This is a genomic window from Brevundimonas sp., from assembly GCF_027484365.1.
In the GTDB taxonomy this organism is placed as follows: domain Bacteria; phylum Pseudomonadota; class Alphaproteobacteria; order Caulobacterales; family Caulobacteraceae; genus Brevundimonas.
Genome location: NZ_JAIXTC010000018.1, coordinates 204232 through 225219, shown reverse-complemented (window position 1 = coordinate 225219; position 20988 = coordinate 204232). Strand labels below are relative to the sequence as shown.

The window sequence follows — 20988 nt, the reverse complement described above, 5'->3', positions numbered from 1 at the left end:
AGCCGTCACCCCCGATACGGCGACAGGTCTGTTGTCATCGCCACCATCTCCGCCTCCACCCCTGCGCGTTCCTGCTCCAGATACCGCGCCACAGGGCTCCTCAATGCGGGGTCGGCGATGTAATGGGCGGAATAGACGGGGGAGGGCAGGTAGCCGCGCGCGATCTTGTGCTCCCCTTGCGCGCCCGCCTCGACGCGCGACAGGCCGCGCGAAATCGCGAACTCGATGGCCTGATAGTAGCAGAGCTCGAAATGCAGGAAGGGGACCTCGTCGAGCGCGCCCCACTGGCGGCCGTAGAGGGCGTCGCGGCCGATAAAGTTCAGGGCCCCGGCGATCGGCGCGCCGTCGCGGAAGGCCATGACCAGGGCGATACGGTCGGCCATCGTCTGGCCGATCAGGCTGAAATACTCGCGCGTCAGATAGGGCCGGCCCCACTTGCGGGCGCCCGTGTCCTGGTAGAAGTCGAAGAAGGCGTCCCAGTGCGCTTCGATGATGTCGCTGCCGGTCAGGACCCGGATGTCGAGGTCGGCGCGGGCGTCGCGCCGTTCGCGGCGAATGGTCTTGCGGCGGTTGGACGACAGGGCCGCGAGGAAGTCGTCGAAGGTCTGGTAGCCCTCGTTCCGCCAGATGAACTGCATGTCCTGGCGACGAAGCATCCCGGCCTCACCCATGGCCGACCATTCGGGCCCGGTCGGGAAGTTCACGTGCAGCGATGAGACGCCGAGCCGTTCCGTCAGGGTCAGGGCGCCCTGGATCAGGGCGGCGCGCACTGTGGCTTCGTCCGTGCCCGGAGCATGCAGGAAGCGCGGCCCGGTGGCGGGGGTGAAGGGGACGGCGCCGAGGAGCTTCGGATAGTAGCGGCCGCCGGCGCGCTGCCAGGCGTCGGCCCAGGAGTGGTCGAAGACGTATTCGCCCTGGCTGTGGCCCTTCAGATAGAGGGGCATACAGCCGAGGACGCTGTCGTCCGGCCCCATCAGGGTCAGGTGACGCGGGCCCCAGCCCTGACCGGCGACGGCGCTGCCCGAGGCCTCGCAGGCGTTCAGGAAGTCGAAGCTGACGAAGGGATCGCCGGTCGGGGCGGCGCAGGCGTCCCAGGCCTCGCGACCGATGGCCGCGAGACTGTCATGGACCTGGAGGGTGAACTCGGGTTGGGCGCTCACCGCACCTCGACGATGGCGTCCACCTCGACGGCGAAGCCGAGGGGCAGCTGGTAGACGCCGACGGCCGAGCGGGCGTGGCGGCCGGCGTCGCCGAAGACCTCGACCATCAGGTCCGAGCAGCCGTTGATGACGGCGGGAATGGCGGTGAAGCCGGGGCCGGCCTGGACGAAGCCGCCCAATTTGACGATGCGGACGACGCGGTCGAGGTCGCCGTCGAGGGCGGCGTTCAACTGGGCCAGCAGGTTGATGCCGCACAGGCGGGCGCCGGCGGTGGCCTGTTCGGGGGAGACGTCCTCGCCGACCGTGCCCTTGAGACCGCCCGAGGCGTCGTTCGACAGCTGGCCCGAGATGTGGACCAGGTTTCCGGTGCGCACGAAGGGCACGTAGTTGGCCACGGCCGCGGCGGGCTGGGGCAGGTCGATGCCGAGTTCGGTCAGGCGGGCGGCGATGCTCATCGGGGGCTCCATGGAGGTGTTGCGGGCGGTTTAGCGCGGGGGCGAGGCGGGTCGCCAGCCCTTAAAGGTTCGCCAACCGGCGTGTGCCATGATCCCGGCATGGAAACGCTCTCGAAGACACAGATCCAGGCCTTCAAGGCCGTCCGGGCCCGCCTCACCGCCGAAGAGCGGACGCGGGTCGATATCGCCTCGGTCGAGGCCGTGGACCCGGCGGTGGCCTCGGCCCCGCACTGGAATTTCGACCTGCCGGCCCACGCGGCGGACAAGGCCCTCGGAGACGACGCCACCGACGCCATGCGCCGCGCCCTGGTCGCGACCTGGGCGCTGGAGCTGCCGGGGCGGGCGAAACAGGCGGCCCTGCCGGGCGAGGTCATGGAGCTCTATCCCTACTGGATGGACAGGATGGCCGAGTTCCTGACGGGGGCCGCCGAAACGGATGCCGCCTATGATCCGGACCACTGGGCCAAGGACGTGCGGATGGCCCTGGTGCTCAGCGTGCCGGGGGCCCTGACCCAGACCATCGACCTGTCGTCGCCCATGGGGCCCGGCCAGGTGGTGCGGAACGGGCGCGAGGGCCATGGCTGGTCGCAGCTGGTCTCCTATGTGCGGGCCCAGGGCTGGAAGAAGCCCTGGCTGGAGGTCCACACCGAAAGCCGCCAGCTGGCCGATTTCAACGAGGCCGGCTGGGACCGCGCCTGGGCGACGGCGGCGGCCATCTGCAAGACACGGCCCGAGCTTGCCGGAATGATCGGTTCGAGCTGGTTCTACGACCCGCCGCTGGAGACCATCAGCCCGCGCCTGGCCTATCTTCGGCTGAACCCGCTGAAGGGCGGGGCCTTCATCATCCATCAGGGGCCGGCGCCGATCCATTCGGAACGGGCCAGCGCGTCCTCGCCAACGCGCAAGGCGATGATCGAGAGCGGCGAATACACGCCGAGCTCCTGGCTGGTGGCCTGGCCGAAATCGACGCTGATTCCGTGGGCGGAACAGCGCAAGGCCGCGATGGCGATGGCCGAGGCGGCCTGAGGGTTCGAGCCGGACTCCAGAACACCGTCCGAAGCGTCCGAAGCGTCCGAAGCGTCCGGACGGGATGATCTGCTGCGCCTCCTTTTCCCTGAGGCGCGACAGTGTACGGCCGTTTCAGACCGTGATGGGTAAACGGCCTCTCATCAGCGCCGGGCGTTGAATTCGTGCGGCGAATTCAGGCGTGTGATGATGGGTATGGTCCACTTTCCTTCTCCCCTTGCGGGAGAAGGTGGCTGAGCGAAGCGAAGTCGGATGAGGGGTCACGCTGACCTCGCCGATGATCGCTGGGGACTCGCTGTCGACGCCGGTGTGACCCCTCACCCGGCCGCGCAAGGACGACGGCTGCGCCGCCGTGCGCGGTCTCCCTCTCCCGCAAGGGGAGAGGGATGGCTTACGCGTGCTTCGCGTCCCACCACCGGACGGCGTCGGCGTCGCGGGCGGAGAGGTCGGGGTACTGCACGTCCGAGCCGACATCGGGGACGCGGCGCCAGGAGCGGGCGCATTTGGGGTGGTCGGCCAGTGCGATGGAGACGGTGATGGCGTCGCCGCCTTCGACCAGTTCTGCGCCGGAGGTGCGGAAGACTTCGGCCGGGTCGAGGTCGGCGAAGGCCGCGAAGGCACCGGCGGGGCCGGTAACGGTCGGCCAGGCGTCGAGCGCGCCGCCGATGGTCTTCTCGCGACGGGCGCCTTCGAGGGCGTCGTTGACGACCTGCAGGACCGACTGGACGGAGGTCCACCGCGCCGCCTCATCCGGGTTGCGCCACTCATCCGGCGTCTCCGGGATCACCCGGGCGCAGTTCGTCCCCGCGTCCGGATAAAGCGTCGTCCAGGCCTCCTCCATGGTGAAGGGCGTCAGGGGGGCGAGCCAGGCGGTCAGGCGGACGAAGACCTCATGCATCACCGTGCGCGCCGCGCGGCGGCGGATCGCGTCGGGGCGGTCGCAGTAGAGGCTGTCCTTGCGGATGTCGAAATAGAGGGCGGACAGGTCGCCGGCGCAGAACTCCAGCACCGGGCGGACGACGTCCTGGAAGCGGTAGGTCTCGTAGGCACCGCGCACCTGCAGATCGAGCTCCCACAGCCGGTGCAGGATGAACCGCTCCAGCGGCGGCATGTCGGCATAGTCGACGCGTTCGGCCTCGTCGAAATCGGCCAGGGCGCCCAGCAGATAGCGGACGGTGTTCCTGAGCTTGCGATAGGCGTCGACCGTGGTCTGGAGGATCTGCTTCCCGATCCTCTGGTCCTCGGCATAGTCCACCAGGGCGACCCACAGGCGCAGGATGTCGGCGCCCGATTCCTTGATGACGACGGCGGGGTCGGTTGTGTTGCCCCGCGACTTGGACATCTTCTCCCCGTTCTCGTCCTGGGTGAAGCCATGGGTCAGGACGGCGTCATACGGGGCGCGGCCGCGGGTGCCGGAGCCTTCGAGCAGGTTGGACTGGAACCAGCCGCGATGCTGGTCCGAGCCTTCGAGATAGAGGTTGGCCGGCCAGTGCGACGGGCGGTCGCCGACATAGCCGTGGGCCGGGTCGCGCGTCTCCAGGGTGAAGGCGTGGGTGCAGCCGGAATCGAACCAGACGTCGAGGATGTCCTCGATCTTCTCGTAGCTGGCCGGGTCGTGCAGGCCGAGGAAGTCGCTGTCCGGGCGGGTGTACCAGGCGTCGGCTCCGCCTTCCTCGATCGCGGCGACGATGCGGGCGTCGACCTCGGGGTCATGCAGGGGATGGCCGGTGTGCTTGTCGACGAACATGGCCAGAGGCGTGCCCCAGGCGCGCTGGCGGCTGATCAGCCAGTCGGGGCGGCCCTCGACCATCGAGCGGATGCGGTTCTTGCCGGCGGCGGGGTGGAAGTCGGTCTGGTCGATGGCCGTCAGGGCCGTCTCGCGCAGGGTGGCGCCGTCGGCATGGTCCAGGGCCTTGTCCATGCGGATGAACCACTGGGGCGTGTTGCGGAAGATCACCGGGGCCTTGGAGCGCCAGCTGTGCGGATAGGAATGTTCCATCCGGCCGCGCGCCAGCAGGTTGCCCGCCTCGATCAACTTGTCCATGACGGCGGGGTTGGCGCTGCCGAACTTGCCGGTCTTCTTGCCCTCGGTCTCGAGCACCTTGAGGCCCGCGAACAGGGGAACGGAGGGGTAGTAGGCGCCGTCGGGATCGACGGTGTCGGGCACCTCGTGATGACCGTGGGCCTTCCAGACCTCGAAGTCGTCGGCGCCGTGGCCCGGCGCGGTGTGGACGAAGCCCGTACCCGCGTCGTCGGTGACATGGTCGCCGTCGAGCAGGGGCACATTGAAGCGGTAGCCGTCGTCCAGCTCGGCCAGGGGGTGGGCGCAGACGAGGCCCGACGGGTTGATGTCGTCCAGACGGGTCCAGGTCGCGATCTTCGCGGCCTTGAAGACCTCCTCGGCCAGTTTGTCGGCGAGGATCAGCCGGTCACCCGGTTTGGCCCAGGGGGCGAACTCCAGGCCCGTCTCCATCGACTGGACCTCATACAGGCCATAGGCGATCTCGGGGCCGTAGCTGATCGCGCGGTTGGCCGGGATGGTCCAGGGCGTGGTGGTCCAGATGACGATCGACGGCGTCTGATGGCGGAAGGCCAGCAGGTCGTCGGGGTGGTCGTCGGTCGCGGCGATGACCGGGAACTTGACCCAGATCGTCGGTGAGACGTGGTCGTGATACTCGATCTCGGCGTCGGCCAGGGCGGTGCGCTCGACCGGGGACCACATGACGGGCTTGGAGCCGCGATAGAGCTGGCCGGAGTTCTTGAACTTGTGGAACTCCTTCACGATGGCGGCCTCGGAGCCGTAGTCCATCGTGGCGTAGCGGTTCTCGAAGTCGCCGGTGATGCCGAGGCGCAGGAACTGGGCCTTCTGCACCTCGATCCAGCCGGCGGCGTATTCGCGGCAGGCGGCGCGGAACTCGGCCTTGGAGACCTCGTCCTTGCGACGGCCCTTGGCGCGGTACTGTTCCTCGATCTTCCACTCGATGGGCAGGCCGTGGCAGTCCCAGCCGGGCACGAAGTCGACGTCGTAGCCGAGCAGGAACCGGCTGCGGACCACGAAGTCCTTCAGCGTCTTGTTCAGGGCGTGGCCGATGTGGATGTCGCCGTTGGCATAGGGCGGGCCGTCATGGAGGACATAGAGCGGGGCGTTCTGCTTTTGCCGCTCGGCGCGCAGGGTCGAATAGAGGTCGCCCCACTGTTCCAGGATCAGCGGCTCCTTCTGCGGAAGGCCGCCGCGCATGGGGAAGGGCGTCTCCGGCAGGAAGACGGTCTCCCGATAGTCGCGGGCGTCGGGGGAATCGGGAGTCTGGGCGTCGTCGGCCATGGGGTCGGTCTCGGATAATCGTATCGGGGCGTCGGGTGAGGTCGGCTGGAAATCCCGGCGTAAGCGGGGGCGAAGGGCCCCGTCGGCGCTACGCCGGGCGGCTAATCTCGATCGGAATGATCCGGCGCGCGTCCATGGGAGGGTCCTATCAGGGCGCGGGGGCTGGGAAAAGCGTGGGCTTTCGGTAACGTCGCTTTCGAACGGTGCCGCACGCGCGCCGGCAGGGACGAAATCCGATGCGCACGATCCTTATGATGACGGCCGCCGGTCTGGCCCTGACCGCCTGCAGCCCGCCCGCGGACAAGGTCGAGCCGGCACCGACGACGGCCGCAGCGACGCAAACCGCCCTGTCCCCGGAGGCCTTCGTGAGGTCTCTGTATTCCGCCGAGGCCGGCGGAACCGCAGCGGCGGCGGCCGAGGCGCCGGAGATCTGGTCCGCGCGGACCGCGGCCCTGATCGCCGAGACGGAGGCGCTGGGGAATCCGGGCGAGTACGCCTATTTCGAAGCCGACCCGATCTGCGACTGCCAGGACGACGGCGGCATGGTGCTGACCAGCGTCACGCCCGGGACCGTGAGCGGCGACCGCGCCGACGTCACCGTCCTCATGACCTGGACGATGGGCGACCCGGTCGAGACACGGACCCAGACCTACAGGCTCGTCAATGAGGGCGGTGCCTGGAAGATCGACGACATCCTGCGCGACCAGACCACGGCGTTTCCGCAGCCCCCGCTGGTTCAGGACATGACGCGCTGGATCGCCGAACGGCAGGCCGAAAACGCAGCAGGAGCGAAGGGATGATCCGGACCCTGATTCTTGTTTCGATCGGTGCGATGACGCTGGCGGCCTGTTCGCAAGGCGAGGAGGCCGGCAAGACCGCGAGCGCCCCGGCCTCGGCCACGGCGGGCTCCGCGGCCGCCCCGACCGGGCCCGTGTCGCGCGACCAGGTCTATGCGGCGGCGGGCGAGGGGCCCGAGGCCTTCGTGCGGACGATCTATGCCCAGTATGTCAACGGCGGACCGCAGGGCGAACAGCCGGCACCGGGGCAGGACCCGATGTTCTCGCGCACCATGAACGCCCTGATCGGCGCCGATTTCCGGGCCGCAAACGGGGAGGTTCCGACCCTGAACTACGACCCCCTCTGCGCCTGTCAGGACCAGGGCGAGTTCGTCGTCGCGGCGATGGCGGTAGCGCAGTCGGACCCGAACACCGCCGAGGCCAATGTCGCCTTCACCAATATGGGCGAACCGAAAAACCTGAAGCTCAAACTGGTGCGCGAGGGGCCGAACTGGAAGGTCGACGACATCATCGACGGCACGGACTCGCTGCATGACACCCTGATGGCGGTGGCCGAGGCGGCGGGGTGAGGCCTGATCAGTGGCGTTGGATCACGCCGCAGGCGTCGTCGCCGCCTCCGATCTGAATGTCGATATGGACGGGGCGGCTACGGGCCTGAGCACTGAATCTGTGACGCTCTCGCCGTCGTCGCAGAACGGCGGATGGATCTCGGTCATGATCAGCCCCTCGCCGGGGCTTACTCGCCGGGGGCGGGCTGGCGGGGCCTTTGCGCCTCGCGTTCTTGCTGGGCCCTGTCAAGGGAGGCGGCGGCCATCACGAGGCCGGTCACGCAGCCGGATAGTGAGACGCTGAGGACGGCAGCCAGGATGATTGTGGAAATCGCGGGCAGGGTGGGCCGGTTGAACGTCATGCTGGGTCTCCTCCGTTCAAGGCGATTTGAGCCATCCTTGCATCGCTGTCGATCTGGGTCTTGAGGGCGTCGAGGCCATCGAATTTCATTTCGCCACGCAGCAGGGCGACCAGCTCGGTCTCGACGGTCTGGCCGTAGAGCTCCTCCGCGAAATCGAACAGCCAGACCTCGAGCAGGGGTTCGGCGATCTCGAACATCGGCCGGACGCCGAGGTTGGCGACGCCGTCGATGACCCGCCCGTCGGGCAGGCGGGTCCGGGTCGCATAGACCCCGTAGGCGGGGCGCATGTAGTCGCCGAGGCGGACGTTGGCGGTGGGGACGCCGATGGTGCGCCCGCGCTTTTCGCCGTGGACCACCTCGCCCTCAATGGCGAAGGGGCGGCCGAGGATGGCGGCGGCTCGGGTCATGTCGCCGGCGTTGAGGGCCTCGCGCACGGCGCTGGAGGACAGTTTCAGTCCGCCGGCGTCGTCGACCCGTTCTGTGACCGCGACCGGGAAGCCCAGCCTGGTACCGATGCGGGCCAGCCCATCGGGCGAGCCGGTGCGGCCCTTGCCGTAGGTGAAGTCGAAACCGACCGAGGCATGGGCCAGCCCGAGGCCATCCTTGTGGCCTGCCGCGCCTTGCGCTGCTTGAGGCCGGCCGGACAGGACATCGACGGCGAAGGCCTCGTCCGACATGGCGGCCATCTCGGCATCGAAGGGCAGGAGGTAGAGGCGGTCGACGCCCAGGGGCTCGAGCGCGCGGGCCATCTGGCCGGCCGTCATCAGGCGGAAGGCGGCGGCGTCGGGCTGGAACCAGCGGCGCGGGTGCGGGTCGAAGCTGATGACGGCGAGGGGGACGTTGAGGCGGTCGGCGGCCTCCCGGGCCGAGGCGATCACCGCCTGATGCCCCCGGTGGACACCGTCGAAGGCTCCCAGGGCGGCGGCGGCGCCGCGCTGCGAGGCCGGCAGGTCGCGCCAGTCGCGGATGATCTCGATGGGCACGGCCGGGCCCCGGTCAGTCCCTGGCGGGGCGGCGGCGGCGGGGAACGCGCACGATCGCCTCGCCTTCCATGATCATCTCGTCCCCGACATAGCCCTCGGTCCGCAGGGTGACGCGGGCCGATTCGGCATCGACGGCGGCGACGGTGATCTTCGCCGTCACCACGTCGCCGATACGCACAGGTTTGTGGAAGGCAAGGCTCTGGGACAGATAGATGGCTCCGGCCCCCGGCAGGATGGTGCCGACGACGGCGGAGCCGAAGGAGGCGCTCAGCAGGCCGTGGGCGATCCGGCCCCGGTAGGCGGTCTTCGAGGCGAAGGCCTCGTCCATGTGAACGGGGTTGAAGTCGTCGGACGCCTCGGCGAACTGCTGGATGCGGTCCTCGGTGATGATCACGTCCTTGACGGCCACCATGCCGGGCGAAAGTTCTTCGAGGATATAGCCGCCCGAGGGGTGAGGTCCGGTGTTCATGGGGCGGTGTTAGCGATGCCGCGCCGATTTGGCGAGGACTACCACTTCAGATCGAGCGCGGCGTAGCGGGCGTACGCGGTCTCGGGCGTCAGGAGGGCGGCGGCGCGGGTCGGGTCGATCAGACCGTCATCGCCACGGGCGGCGTCGCCATGGATGCCCTGGGCGATGAACAGACAGTCCAGTCCCTGCTGGTTGGCGCCGAGAACGTCGGTGATGACGCCGTCGCCGATGCAGAGGACGCGGGAGCGGTCCACGGGGCGGCCCATCAGGGCCTCGGCCTCGGTCAGGGCGAGGGCGTAGATCGGGCCAAAGGGCTTGCCCGCCATGGTCACCCGGCCGCCGAGCGATTCGTAGACATCGGCCAGTGCGCCGCCGCAGTAGATGATCCTGTCGCCGCGCTGGACGATCCGGTCGGGGTTGGCGCAGATCAGCTCGAGATCGCGCGCAGCCGCCTCGGACAGCTGTTCGGCATAGTGGTCGGGCGTCTCGGTCTCGTCGTCGATCATGCCGGTGACCGACAGGAAGGCGGCGTCGGCGACGCCGGTGGCGCGCTCCAGGTCCAGGCCTTCATAGAGGATGTCGTCCCGGGCGGGGCCGATGATCAGGGCCGGGCCGGGGGCGCGGCGGGCCAGCTCCATCCGGGTGGCGTCGCCCGAGGTGACGAAGGCCCTCCAGCTGTCGCGGGGCACGCCGAGGGCGTCGAGCTGGGCGATGACGTCGTGTGACGGACGCGGGGAGTTGGAGATCAGGACGACGTGGCCGCCCTGTTCGTTGAACCTCGTCAGGGCCTCGCAGGCCTCGGGCCAGCTCTCGCGGCCGTTGTGGATCACGCCCCAGACATCGCAGAGCAGAATGTCGTAGTCGGCGGCGACGGCGCTGAGGGCCGGAAGGGCGTGGGGCAGGGTCATGGCGAGTGACTAACGCGTCAGGTCGAAAGGGTGAAGCGAGGGTTTGTTGGCGGGACCATGTCCTGCTAACCGACCCGCATGAAAATCCCTCGCATCGCCTGGGCGGCCTATGGATTCGCCCTCGTCATTATCGTGCTGGACCAGCTGACCAAGTTCTGGATCCTCGAAGGTCTGGACCTGCGTGAGGTCGGTCGGGTTCTGATCGCCCCGCCGGTTCTGAATTTCTCCTATGTCGAGAACGACGGCGTCAGCTTCGGCCTGTTCGGCGGCGGGTCCGGACGCTGGATTCTCAGCCTCTTCCCCCTGGTCGTGGCGGGCTTCCTGGGCTGGTGGGCTCTGAAGACCGACCGACGGACCCTGATAGCGGCGATCGGCCTTATCATCGGCGGCGCCCTTGGCAACGCCATCGACCGGATCCAGTACGGCTATGTCGTCGATTTCATCGATTTTTCGGGCACGGGCGTCTTTCCGTGGGTCTTCAACGTCGCCGACAGCGCCATCAACATCGGCGTCCTGCTGCTGATTATCGACAGCCTGCGTTCGGAACGGAAGCCGACCGTTGGCGCGGCCCACGAAAAGGCGTAATCACCCGCTCTTTCCTGCACTCCACACTCGTCTGACCTGGGCGCCGAATCCGCGCCGGAGCCGAACCGACCCATGCGAACCGCCCGTATCCTGACCGTTTCCGCCATCGCCGTCTCGGCCGTCGCCCTGACCGCCTGTGGGGGCCTGCGCCAGTCCATCGGCCTGACCAAGGTCGTGCCCGACGAGTTCCTGACCGTGTCGTCCGCCCCGCTGACCGTGCCGCCGGAATACGGCCTGCGTCCGCCCGCGCCGGGCCAGCCGCGTCCGCAGGAACTGGCGCCGGAAAGCGCCGCCCGCCAGATCCTTCTGGGTCAGCGTCAGGCCGTGACCCGCACCCCGGGCGAACAGGCTCTCGTCGCCGCCGCCGGCGCCGATCGCGCCGACCCCCTGGCCCGCTATGTCGTCGACGACGAGTTCGGCGACCTGGCGCACAAGGAAGAGAGCTTCGCCAACCGCATCCTGTTCTGGCGTCGCGACGACGCGGCCAGCCAGGCCCCGACCACGTCCCAGACGGCCCAGGGTGCCGTCACCATCGACGCCGCCAGCGAGAACGCCCGTCTGCAGGCCCTGACCGGCACGCAGAGCACCATCGTGATCGCGCCGCGCCGCTCGGGCGGGTTCAAGCTGCCGGGCCTGTAGAAGCCCGGCTTTCGAAGTCGATGAGGGGCGCGCCGGCGACGGTGCGCCCCTTTTCAATTCGGCGAGCGCTTGCCTCGGGCCTTGGACCGTCCTTATTGTGAACGGACCTTCTACGGGACCCTTCGCATGACCGATCTCCGATCCCTCAGCCACCTGTCGGGCGTCGAACAGTTGCGGCTCAGCTTCCTGGCGGACCGCAACACCGCGCCCATCGCGCAGACGCTGGACTATCGCATGACCGCGGTCGAAGAGGGGCGGGTGGTGTTCGAGGGGACGCCGACCCTGGCGGTCTACAATCCCATCGGCACGGTGCACGGCGGCTGGATGGCGACCCTGCTCGATTCGGCCTGCGCCTGCGCGGTGCATTCGATGCTGAAGCCGGGGCAGGCCTATACGACGCTGGAGATCAAGACGGTCTTCCACCGCGCCCTGACCGAGGGGGTGCCGGTCATTGCCGAGGGCCGGATCATCCAGATCGGTCGCCGTGCCGGATTCGCCGAGGCGGACCTGAGGGGGGCCGACGGCAAGCTGTATGCGACGGCGACCTCGACCTGTCTGGTGATGGAGGTCGGCTAAGCGCCCGGCCCCGTGGGGACGGGCGCCGGAAAGTCTCTAGGCCTGGACTGCCCGCCGCTGGATAACGATTGCGGCGCCGCCGGCGAGTGAAAGGGCCAGCAGGATCATGGCCCACTCGGACAGGGTCGGGACAGGGGCCGGCGGCGCCGAGCTCAGAACCACGGACGCGGCATTGACCGACGTCCTCGCAATCATGCTGTCACAGCTCGCCGACGCGCAGGTGTTGTCGCTGCCCGAGGAGACGTCCGGCGTCCCCGCATTGAGGTTCGGGCTGAAGCTCAGGCCGAAGCCGGGGTTGCCGCTTCCGAAGGGCGTGTTCGAGACAAACAGGACCCCAGGGTCCGAATAGCTGACGGCCGTATAGGTTTGAGCGGCCCGCGCTGCGCCCGTGTCGGTCAGGCCCGCGCCGACGCTGATGTTGGCCGATGTGACCTTCGATATGCCGGGATCATAGACGAACGACCCCGTGAAGGTCCCCGTCCCCGGCGCCTGGAAGCTGCCGGACACATTGTAGGTCACGGTCTGCGCGGCGGCGACGCCCGGCAGGGCGAGCACGAGCATCAGAATCAGTCCGGCCAGAATTCGCATCTACTCTCTCTCTCCCGCAGTCCGAGGCGTGGTCAAAAACTGCGATTTCGCTAATGGCGAAGCTTGATCCGGTCAAGCGGACAGGGCTTTCGGGCCTGCACCGGCCGGATTGTCATCGGACCTGCCAAGGTTTGCCCCATCGGGCGACGCCCGCTAGAGCATCCGCTTCCCTGAAGCCTGCCCCAAAGACCGCGCCATGCACGATATCCGAGCCCTTCGAGACAACCCCGGCCAGTTCGTCGCCGGCTGGTCGTCGCGCGGCGTGGAGGATGCGCAGGCGCTCGTCGACCAGATCCTGAGCCTCGACACCGAACTGCGCGCCGCCCAGACGGCGGGGCAGGAGGCGCTGGCCAGGCGCAATGCGGCGTCCAAGCTGATCGGCGCCGCCATGGGCCGCAAGGACATGGCGGAGGCCGACCGGCTGAAGGCCGAGGTGGAGACGCTCAAGGGCGAGATCGCGAAATCTGAAGCGGATGAGCGGGACTTGAAGGCCAAGCTGTCCGGGCCTCAAGGGCTGCTGGCGGCACAGAAGAACCTTGCGGCCGAGGACGTGCCGGACGGCGAGGACGAGGCGGGCAATGTCGAGACCGCGCGCTGGGGCACGCCGCGCGCCGGTGGGCCGGCCAAGGATCATGCCGACCTCGGCGAGGCCATGGGCCTGCTGGACTTCGAGGCGGCGGCGCGGATGTCGGGCGCGCGGTTCGCGGTGCTGAAGGGCGGGCTGGCGCGGCTGGAACGCGCCATCGGCCAGTTCATGCTCGACGTGCAGACGACCGAGCACGGCTATCTGGAGGTCAATCCGCCCTATCTGGTGCGGGACGAGGCGATGTTCGGGACGGGGCAGTTGCCGAAGTTCGAGGAGGACCTGTTCCGCGTCGGCGAACATCTGCTCATTCCGACCGCCGAGGTCTCCCTGACCAACCTCGTGCGCGAGCAGATCACGCCCGAGGAGGAACTGCCGTTGCGGCTCACCGCCCTGACGCCCTGTTTCCGGGCCGAGGCGGGGTCGGCAGGGCGGGATACGCGCGGGCTGATCCGCCAGCACCAGTTCCACAAGGTCGAGCTGGTCTCCATCACCACGCCGGACCAGTCCGACGCCGAACACGAGCGGATGACGACCTGCGCCGAGGCGGTCCTCCAGAAGCTGGAGCTACCCTATCGCCGGATGCTGCTGTGCAAGGGCGACATGGGCTTCTCGGCGAAGAAGACCTTCGACCTCGAGGTCTGGCTGCCGTCGCAGGGGACCTATCGCGAGATCAGCTCGGTCTCGAACTGCGGGGACTTCCAGGCGCGGCGGATGGACGCGCGGTTCAAGCGCAAGGAGGGCAAGCCCGAGTTCGTCCACACCCTGAACGGCTCGGGCCTGGCCGTCGGCCGGACCCTGGTGGCGATCATGGAGAACTATCAGGACGAGAACGGCAAGATCGCCGTGCCGGCCGCCCTGCTGCCGTATATGGGCGGGGCGACCCACGTCGGCTGACCTGAAATCCGCTCATCCCCGCGAAAGCGGGGACCCAGTGATTTTGCGAGTGACTGGTGCATGAGATGAGCAACGGTGCGAATTCTGCCGCGTTGATCGCCTACAGAACTGGGTCCCCGCTTTCGCGGGGATGAGCGGAAACAAAGGGAGTCCCTGATGAAAATGATCCTTGCGGCCCTGTCACTGATCGTCGCCGCCCCGGCTGCCGCCGAGGTCCAGCCCGCCGCGACCCCGACCACCTTCGAAGGCTGGATCAATTTCTCGGGCGAGGAGTTCCAGCTGGTCGAGAGCCAGAACCGCTACGTCGCGGGCACGCGTCGACCCTGCATCTCCGGGGCCCTGCCGCGCGATCTGCAACGGATGTCGGCCTCGACCATCGGCCGCCAGAAGGTGCGCGTCACGGGGACAACGATGGCCTGGTCCGAAGACCTGCCGGGCGATCGCTATGAATACGAGGGATCGGTCGTGCGCAACGAGTGCGAGGGCGCCCTCGTGATCCTGGGCACGGACATCGCCGTCATCCAGTAGTCGGCTGCCCTTGCGGATCAGCCCCGTTTTCGTCATTCCGGGCGGAGGCGCGCAGCGCCGCAGACCCGGAACCCAGCGGCGCGCGAGAGCGCGAAACTGTCGCGCACGCGCTCGCTGAGACATTTCGCCTTCGCTTCGCTTCGGCGCCGCTGGGTTCCGGGTCTCCGCTGCGCTTCGCCCGGAACGACGAAAGAAAAGATGCGCATCCTGCTGACCAACGACGACGGCATCGAGGCCGAGGGCCTGGCCTGTCTGGAGCGGATCGCGCGGACGCTGTCGGACGATGTGTGGATCGTTGCGCCGCATGAGGAACAGTCCGGCAAGGGCAGGGGGATCACCCTGACCGAGCCGCTGCGGGTCAACCGGTTCGGCGAAAAGCGGTTCTCGGTGACGGGGACGCCGACCGACTGTGTGGTCCTGGCCGTCAACGACCTGATGGATGCGAAGCCGGATCTGGTCCTGTCGGGCGTCAATCGCGGGCATAATGTCGGGGAGGACTGCTCCTATTCCGGCACGGTGGCGGGGGCGCTTCAGGGCATGGCCTTCGGCATCCGCTCGATCGCCCTGAGCCAGTCGCTGGAGCGGTTCCACGACGAGGTCACCGCCCACTGGGAGACGGCCGAGGCCTATGCCCCGCCGATCATCAGCCGGCTGCTGGCCGAGACCTGGCAGCCGGGCGTGGTGATGAACCTGAACTTCCCCGCCCGTGCGCCGGAGGACGTCACGGAGGTCGAGGTGACCGTGCAGGGCTTCCGCCAGGCCGGGGAGATGCATGCGGTCAAGCGCACCGACCTTCGCGGGCGCGACTACTACTGGATGAGCTTCCGCGGCACGAAACAGGACCATGCGCCGGGCACCGACCTGCGGGCCATGGACGACGGAAAAATCTCGGTCACGCCCCTGCATATCGACCTGACCCACCGGGCCAGCGTCCACGACCTGAAGGGCGTGCTGGGCGGGGCGCCGCCGAAGGCGCTGGCGGGATGAACCTGCGCGACGACCGGGCAGGGCGGCTGATCCTGTCGCTGCGGCAGCAGGGGGTCACCGATCCCCGGGTGCTGGCGGCGATGGAATCGATCGACCGCGCCGTGTTCGTGCACGAGAAATTCCTCGACCAGGCCTGGGAGGATCAGGCCCTGCCGATCGACTGCGCCCAGACGATCAGCCAGCCCTATATCGTCGGCCTGATGACCCAGGCGCTGGAGGTCGAACCCCGCCACCGGGTGCTCGAGATCGGCACCGGCAGCGGCTACCAGTGCGCGGTGCTGTCGCGGCTGGCCCGCTATGTCTATTCGGTCGAACGCTACCGCAGCCTGCTGATGGAGGCGGAAGGCCGTCTGCGGCGGCTGGAGATCGACAACGTCATCACCAGACATTCCGACGGCGGCCTCGGCTGGCCGGAACAGGCGCCGTTCGACCGGATCATGGTCACGGCCGCCTCGCCGACCGAACCGACCGAACTCCTGAAACAGCTGAAGCCCGGCGGGGTGCTGGTCGCGCCTGTGGGCCGGACCTCGGTCCAGATGCTGCATCGCTATACCGGCCAGGACGACGGCTCCTTTCGCCGCGAGAGCCTGTGCGAGGTGCGGTTCGTTCCCCTGGTCGAGGGAACGGCGAAGGAGGGGTGACGCCGGCGGTTGTATGGCGGACAGTGAAGCCATGTGGTTTCGTTTGGTCCTCCTGATCAGTTTGCTGTGCGGCGCGACGCCGGCTGCGGCGCAGACGTGGAACGTCTGCATCGATTCTGCATCCGGCGGTCTGACGGCTGACGGCTTCAGATCGGTTCGGGAGGTCGCGGCCGCCGCGTCAGCGTCGCAGTATGGCTTTCTGAACTATCGGATTCGCCGATCCTGTCTCGGTCGGCAGGCGGCCGCGCCATGATCGCAGTGATTTTCTTTACGGTGCTGGCTTCTCAGCAGGCTGCCCCGCCGCCGCCATGCATGCCGCCGTATGTGGATGAGCACGTCATCTATTTCCCGACCGGTGATGCGACGCTGGACCTGCAACGCGCCTGGCGGGTGGCGCTGGCGTCGGATGCATTGGAACACGGCGTCGCGCGTGTCCTGCTGCGCGCCTACACCGATACGATCGGCGCGCCAGAGGCCAATATCGCCTTGTCTCGACGTCGGGGAGAGGCCGTGGCCGACGAATTGGTGCGGCTCGGCGTGCCGCGAGAGACGATCACCGTAGAGGCGCTGGGTGAACCGAATCTGGCGCGCCCCACCGGCGATGAAACCGCTGCGGACCTCAATCGTCGCGTGGTGATCAGCTGGCAGGGCGGCGACTCCGGGCTGATGGACAGGCTGCGCGCCGCCTACTGCCTCGACCCGCATTAACCTCTCCGCCCCACTTTCGCGCGCTTTGGCGGGTTGGCTTATGGTTGACGGCGGGGCATGTCGGGCAGGGCGAACGGGAGCGGCGGATGCGCATTTCTAACTGGATCAGGGCGGGGGCGATCGCCGTCGCCGGCATGGCGGCCACGGCCTGCGCCAGCTATCCGGACGCGCCCCGCTATTCGACCCGGCCGATGGAAGGCTATGGCGCGAACGGCGTGCGCCCGGCCGATCCGTATGGCGCACCGCCCCAGCCCCAGCCGCCGGTCTATGAGGCGCCGCCGCCCCTGACCGCGCCGACCGAGCGGATCGAGGGCGGAGCCCTGCCGCCGCCGTCGTCGTCGGCCTCGAACAGCTATCCGCCGCCGCCTGCCTACAACCCGCCGCCGCCCGCGACCTCGCCCTCCTATGTGACGCCCAGCGCGCCGGTGAGCGTCAATGCGGGCGCGGCCTATGTCATCCAGCCGGGCGACACGATCTCGGGCGTCGGGCGGCGTTTCCAGACGCCGGTGCAGAACCTGATCGACCTGAACGGCCTCGGGCCGCGCGGCGCGATCACCGTGGGCCAGTCGATCATCCTGCCCGACAGCGCCCTGGATACTGGCCCCGATCCCTATGCGACCGGTCCCGCGCCCGTCGGGGTCATGGTGCCTGAGAACGGGGTGATTCCCCCGCCGCCTCCGCCGCCGTCCGGAAATCCCGCTGCGCCGCCGCCGCCGCGCCAGCCGGCTGCGACCGGCTCGACCGGCGTGGCGCCCGCCGGCTCGACGGTCCTGCAATGGCCTGTGCGCGGGGAGGTCCTGCGCCGGTTCGGGCCCGTGGGTCTGGGCGAGCGCAACAACGGCATCAACATCGGCGCAGCCGCAGGCGCTCCGGTCAACGCCGCCGCCGGCGGACGCGTCGCCTATGTCGGCGACGATATCGTAGGGCAGGGGCTGACCGTGGTGCTCGTGCACCGGGACGGCTGGCGCACGGTCTATGGCCATCTGGGTTCGGCCACGGTCGACGACGGGGCCGACGTGCGCGCGGGCCAGCAGGTCGGCACGGTCGGCCTGACGGCGGGCGACGGACGGCCCTCCATCCACTTCGAGACCCGGCGGATGCAGGGCGACGAGCCGGTTGCCATCGATCCGTTGACCGTTTTGCCACGGTAAGGACGCCGAAACATCACGCCGCGTTGCAATCCCGGAGTCTCGGCCCTAGGTTCCGCGCCTTGTTTTAAACGGGCGCCCGGAAGCGGCTGCCTCATCCCCCGGGGACTGACCAAATGACATCCACTGGTGAAGGCGGCCTGGTGGCCATGATCGTGCAGTTCCTGCCGTTCGTCGCGATCTTCGTCCTGTTCTACTTCCTGCTGATCCGTCCGCAGCAGAAGCGCGCCAAGGAACATGCGGCCCTGATCGCCGCCGTGAAGCGCGGCGACACCATCGTCCTGTCTTCGGGCCTGATCGGCAAGGTGACCCGCGTCGAGGAGACCGAGGTCAATGTCGAGATCGCACCGAGCGTCAACGTCCGCGTGGTCAAGAGCCTGATCGCCGAGGTGCGCAACCGCACCGCCATCGCCGCCAACGACTCCAAGGCGTGAGCCTCGGCTCGTTGAACCGGAACCCCCGTCCATGATTCAGCTGTCCCGCTGGAAAATCATCCTGGTCGCGCTCGCGCTTGCCTTAGGCGTGCTGCTGGCCTTCCCCAACGCCCTGTCTCCAGCCCAGCGGGCGGCCCTGCCGGGCTGGCTGCCGAAGAACGCCCTGAATTTGGGCCTCGACCTGCAGGGCGGATCCTATCTGCTTCTGGAAGTCGATGTGGACGCGATGCGGACCAAGCGCGTCGACAACCTGATCGAGGACGTCCGTGTCTCCCTGCGCGAGGACGGCATCGCCACCAACCAGATCTCGCGTGAAGAGGGCGGCGCGGTCATCACCCTGGCCGACCCGGGCCGGCAGGACGCCGCCTATACGGCACTGCAGGCCCTTGTCGGTCCGACGAACGCCAGCGGCGTGGCGGAACGTCAGGTCCAGCGTATCGGCAACGATCGTGTGCGCCTCGCCTTTACCGAGGCGACGCTGAATTCGATGGGCGCGACGGCGGTGGACCAGTCCATCGAGGTCGTGCGTCGCCGCATCGACAGCCTGGGCACCCGCGAACCCTCCATCACCCGCCAGGGCGCCGAACGGATCGTCGTGCAGGCGCCGGGCGAGAGCGATCCCGCCGCCCTGGAACGGGTCATCGGCCAAACGGCCCAGCTGACCTTCCAGATGGTCGATTCCGAGAACTCGGTGCAGGACGCGGTCGCCGGCCGTGTGCCGCCGGACTCGCAGCTGTTGCTCGGCCCCGACGGTGTGACTCCCTACCTGGTCAAGAAGCGCGTGCTGGTCTCTGGTGAGAACCTGACCCGGGCCGGCGTCGGCGCCGACCAGAGCGGCCGCCCCGCCATCGACTTCCGCTTCGACGGCCAGGGCGCGCGTCGCTTCGGCGAGACCACGGCGGCCAATGTCGGCAAGCCCTTCGCCATTATCCTGGACGGCAAGGTGATTTCGGCTCCGACGATCCAGAGTCCGATCACGGGCGGCACGGGCCAGATCACCGGGAACTTCTCGATCGAGGAGGCGTCCGAGCTGGTGAACCTGCTGAACGGCGGCGCCCTTCCGGCTCCGCTGACGGTCGAGGAACGCCGGACTGTGACGGCTGAACTCGGCGCCGACGCCGTCAAGGCCGGCGCCCTGTCGACCATCATCGGCTTCATCATCATCGTGCTGTTCATGCTGCTGGCCTACGGCTTCCTGTTCGGCGGCATCTCGGTGCTGGGGCTGATCCTGAACGGCATCCTGATCGTGGCGGCCATGTCCCTGACCCAGGCGACCCTGACCCTGCCGGGCATCGCCGGCCTGATCCTGACCTTCGCGGTCGCCGTCGACGCCAATGTGCTGATCTTCGAGCGGATGCGTGATGAGGCGCGGGCCGGACGGTCCGTGATCGCCTCGATGGACGCGGGCTTCAACAAGGCCATGGGCACGATCATCGACGCCAACCTGACCACCCTCGTCGCCGCGATGATCATGTTCATCTTCGGTGCAGGTCCGGTGCGCGGCTTCGCCTGGACCCTGACCATCGGCGTCTTCACCTCGGTCTTCTCGTCCGTTCTGGTCGCCCAGATCCTGCTCGCCTACTGGCTGAAGATCGCCAAACCCAAGTCCCTTCCGATCGCGGAGTCCGCCCGATGACCTGGTGGCCCCTTATCAAGATCCTGCCGCAGAAGACGAACTTCACCTTCGTCAAATACGCGCGCTACGCGGCCGTTCTGTCAGTCGTCCTGTGCATCTCGGCGATCGTGTCCTGCTTCTATCCCGGCCTGAACATGGGCATCGACTTCAGGGGCGGCGCGTCGCTGGAAGTCGCCAAGCCTGCCGGTCAGACGATCGACCTCGAGGCCGTGCGCAGCTCTGTCGGCGAACTCGGGCTGGGTGACGTCGGGGTCCAGGGGATCGCGCGCCGCGACACCAACGTCGAGGACGGCTCGACCGCCGTCCTTCGGTTCCAGATTCCCGACGGTCAGGACCAGACCGCCGTCGTCAACCAGGTCGAAAACGCCATTACCGGTGCGGTCGGCGAGGTCACCTATTCGGGCGTCAGCGTCGTGGGCTCCAAGGTCTCGGGCGAATTGTTCACCTCCGGCCTGCTCGCCCTGGGCTCGGCCATCGTCTTGATGTTCGCCTATATCTGGTTCCGGTTCGAGCCCCAGTTCGGCTTCGGCGCCGTCGCCGGCCTGCTGCACGACGTGATCCTGACCTTCGGCCTGATCGTCCTGTTCAAGCTGGAGTTCAGCCTGAACATGGTCGCCGCCATCCTGACGGTCATCGGCTATTCGATGAACGACACCGTCGTGGTGTTCGACCGACTTCGCGAGAACCTGCGCAAGTACAAGACCATGCCGTTGCGCGAAGTGATCGACCTGTCGCTGAACGAGACCCTGTCGCGGACCATCATCACCGGCGTCACCGCCGTCATGGTGCTGGGCGCCCTTGCGGTGTTCGGCGGCGAGGCCCTGTTCGGCTTCTCCATCGCCCTGATGTTCGGCATCATCGTCGGCACCTATTCCTCGATCTACGTCGGGGCGCCGATCATCCTGCTTTGGGGCGTGAAGCGCGGCGAGCTCGCCGAAGACGCCAAACCGGTCAAGCTGGGCATGGCATCGCGGCCGTAGTCAGCTAGAGTTCGCCCCTTCACGATTC

General features: G+C 68.2%; 22 protein-coding genes. 15 read left to right on the top strand and 7 right to left on the bottom strand.

Features of this window, described 5'->3' with window-relative positions:
• Positions 1 to 5: 5 nt before the first annotated feature.
• Together Q0044_RS09170 and Q0044_RS09165 are read right to left on the bottom strand one after the other, a co-directional pair.
• A complete protein-coding gene (locus Q0044_RS09170) occupies positions 6 to 1160 on the bottom strand; it encodes a GNAT family N-acetyltransferase (RefSeq protein WP_298161623.1) in 1155 nt (384 codons plus the stop codon).
• Positions 1157 to 1615, bottom strand: coding sequence for a RidA family protein (locus tag Q0044_RS09165; protein WP_298161622.1), 459 nt, complete (start codon positions 1613 to 1615; stop codon positions 1157 to 1159). The genes Q0044_RS09170 and Q0044_RS09165 overlap by 4 nt, the downstream gene beginning before the upstream one ends.
• 99 nt (positions 1616 to 1714) lie before the next feature.
• On the opposite strand from Q0044_RS09165, the gene Q0044_RS09160 reads away from it, so the two are divergent.
• A complete protein-coding gene (locus tag Q0044_RS09160) occupies positions 1715 to 2641 on the top strand; it encodes a hypothetical protein (RefSeq protein WP_298161621.1) in 927 nt (308 codons plus the stop codon).
• Between the two features lie 391 nt (positions 2642 to 3032).
• Here Q0044_RS09160 and ileS read toward each other — a convergent pair whose 3' ends face one another.
• Complete coding sequence (ileS, locus tag Q0044_RS09155) at positions 3033 to 5963, bottom strand: isoleucine--tRNA ligase (protein ID WP_298161620.1); 2931 nt, start codon at positions 5961 to 5963, stop codon at positions 3033 to 3035.
• Between the two features lie 236 nt (positions 5964 to 6199).
• Here ileS and Q0044_RS09150 point away from each other — a divergent pair, with 236 nt between their 5' ends.
• Both Q0044_RS09150 and Q0044_RS09145 read left to right on the top strand, forming a co-directional pair.
• Positions 6200 to 6763: a DUF3828 domain-containing protein gene (locus Q0044_RS09150; RefSeq protein WP_298161619.1), complete on the top strand. Its 564-nt coding sequence runs from the start codon at positions 6200 to 6202 to the stop codon at positions 6761 to 6763.
• The gene (locus Q0044_RS09145) at positions 6760 to 7329 is read left to right on the top strand and encodes a DUF3828 domain-containing protein (RefSeq protein ID WP_298161617.1); all 570 of its coding nucleotides are present in this window, start codon (positions 6760 to 6762) and stop codon (positions 7327 to 7329) included. Before Q0044_RS09150 ends, Q0044_RS09145 begins: the two co-directional genes overlap by 4 nt.
• A 337-nt stretch (positions 7330 to 7666) precedes the next feature.
• Here Q0044_RS09145 and ribF read toward each other — a convergent pair whose 3' ends face one another.
• From ribF to Q0044_RS09130, 3 genes are read right to left on the bottom strand one after another with little or no spacing between them, the layout of a single operon-like run.
• Positions 7667 to 8653: a riboflavin biosynthesis protein RibF gene (gene ribF, locus Q0044_RS09140; RefSeq protein WP_298161616.1), complete on the bottom strand. Its 987-nt coding sequence runs from the start codon at positions 8651 to 8653 to the stop codon at positions 7667 to 7669.
• Between the two features lie 13 nt (positions 8654 to 8666).
• A complete protein-coding gene (locus Q0044_RS09135) occupies positions 8667 to 9122 on the bottom strand; it encodes a MaoC family dehydratase (protein WP_298161615.1) in 456 nt (151 codons plus the stop codon).
• A 38-nt stretch (positions 9123 to 9160) separates the two neighbouring features.
• Positions 9161 to 10030, bottom strand: coding sequence for a TIGR01459 family HAD-type hydrolase (locus tag Q0044_RS09130; RefSeq protein WP_298161614.1), 870 nt, complete (start codon positions 10028 to 10030; stop codon positions 9161 to 9163).
• A 78-nt stretch (positions 10031 to 10108) separates the two neighbouring features.
• Between Q0044_RS09130 and lspA the strand changes: the two genes are divergently transcribed.
• From lspA to Q0044_RS09115, 3 genes are all read left to right on the top strand, one after another.
• Positions 10109 to 10615, top strand: coding sequence for a signal peptidase II (lspA, locus tag Q0044_RS09125; protein WP_298161613.1), 507 nt, complete (start codon positions 10109 to 10111; stop codon positions 10613 to 10615).
• A 72-nt stretch (positions 10616 to 10687) separates the two neighbouring features.
• The gene (locus Q0044_RS09120; protein WP_298161611.1) at positions 10688 to 11254 is read left to right on the top strand and encodes a DUF3035 domain-containing protein; all 567 of its coding nucleotides are present in this window, start codon (positions 10688 to 10690) and stop codon (positions 11252 to 11254) included.
• A gap of 126 nt (positions 11255 to 11380) precedes the next feature.
• A complete protein-coding gene (locus Q0044_RS09115; RefSeq protein WP_298161609.1) occupies positions 11381 to 11830 on the top strand; it encodes a PaaI family thioesterase in 450 nt (149 codons plus the stop codon).
• A 36-nt stretch (positions 11831 to 11866) separates the two neighbouring features.
• Here the strand turns inward: Q0044_RS09115 and Q0044_RS09110 are convergent, their stop codons facing one another.
• Positions 11867 to 12418 carry an IPTL-CTERM sorting domain-containing protein gene (locus tag Q0044_RS09110; protein ID WP_298161607.1) on the bottom strand — a complete coding sequence of 184 codons (552 nt, stop codon included), beginning with the start codon at positions 12416 to 12418 and terminating at the stop codon, positions 11867 to 11869.
• A gap of 196 nt (positions 12419 to 12614) precedes the next feature.
• On the opposite strand from Q0044_RS09110, the gene serS reads away from it, so the two are divergent.
• The 9 genes from serS to secF all read left to right on the top strand — a co-directional run bounded on the left by serS (position 12615) and on the right by secF (position 20960).
• A complete protein-coding gene (gene serS, locus Q0044_RS09105; RefSeq protein WP_298161606.1) occupies positions 12615 to 13898 on the top strand; it encodes a serine--tRNA ligase in 1284 nt (427 codons plus the stop codon).
• A gap of 156 nt (positions 13899 to 14054) precedes the next feature.
• On the top strand, positions 14055 to 14426 hold the full coding sequence (locus Q0044_RS09100) for a hypothetical protein (RefSeq protein ID WP_298161604.1): 372 nt from the start codon (positions 14055 to 14057) through the stop codon (positions 14424 to 14426).
• 198 nt (positions 14427 to 14624) lie between these two features.
• Positions 14625 to 15413 (top strand): 5'/3'-nucleotidase SurE, encoded by a 789-nt coding sequence (gene surE / locus Q0044_RS09095; protein WP_298161603.1) that lies wholly within the window; start codon positions 14625 to 14627, stop codon positions 15411 to 15413.
• The gene (locus Q0044_RS09090; protein ID WP_298161601.1) at positions 15410 to 16054 is read left to right on the top strand and encodes a protein-L-isoaspartate(D-aspartate) O-methyltransferase; all 645 of its coding nucleotides are present in this window, start codon (positions 15410 to 15412) and stop codon (positions 16052 to 16054) included. The genes surE and Q0044_RS09090 overlap by 4 nt, the downstream gene beginning before the upstream one ends.
• 249 nt (positions 16055 to 16303) lie before the next feature.
• Positions 16304 to 16762 carry an OmpA family protein gene (locus Q0044_RS09085; RefSeq protein WP_298161600.1) on the top strand — a complete coding sequence of 153 codons (459 nt, stop codon included), beginning with the start codon at positions 16304 to 16306 and terminating at the stop codon, positions 16760 to 16762.
• Positions 16763 to 16848: 86 nt separating this feature from the next.
• A complete protein-coding gene (locus tag Q0044_RS09080; protein WP_298161599.1) occupies positions 16849 to 17913 on the top strand; it encodes a M23 family metallopeptidase in 1065 nt (354 codons plus the stop codon).
• A gap of 113 nt (positions 17914 to 18026) precedes the next feature.
• Positions 18027 to 18344, top strand: a complete 318-nt coding sequence (yajC, locus tag Q0044_RS09075; RefSeq protein ID WP_298161597.1) for a preprotein translocase subunit YajC — start codon at positions 18027 to 18029, stop codon at positions 18342 to 18344.
• Positions 18345 to 18375: 31 nt separating this feature from the next.
• Positions 18376 to 19980, top strand: coding sequence for a protein translocase subunit SecD (secD, locus tag Q0044_RS09070; protein ID WP_298161595.1), 1605 nt, complete (start codon positions 18376 to 18378; stop codon positions 19978 to 19980).
• The gene (gene secF, locus Q0044_RS09065; protein WP_298161594.1) at positions 19977 to 20960 is read left to right on the top strand and encodes a protein translocase subunit SecF; all 984 of its coding nucleotides are present in this window, start codon (positions 19977 to 19979) and stop codon (positions 20958 to 20960) included. The genes secD and secF overlap by 4 nt, the downstream gene beginning before the upstream one ends.
• The last annotated feature ends 28 nt before the right edge of the window (positions 20961 to 20988 follow it).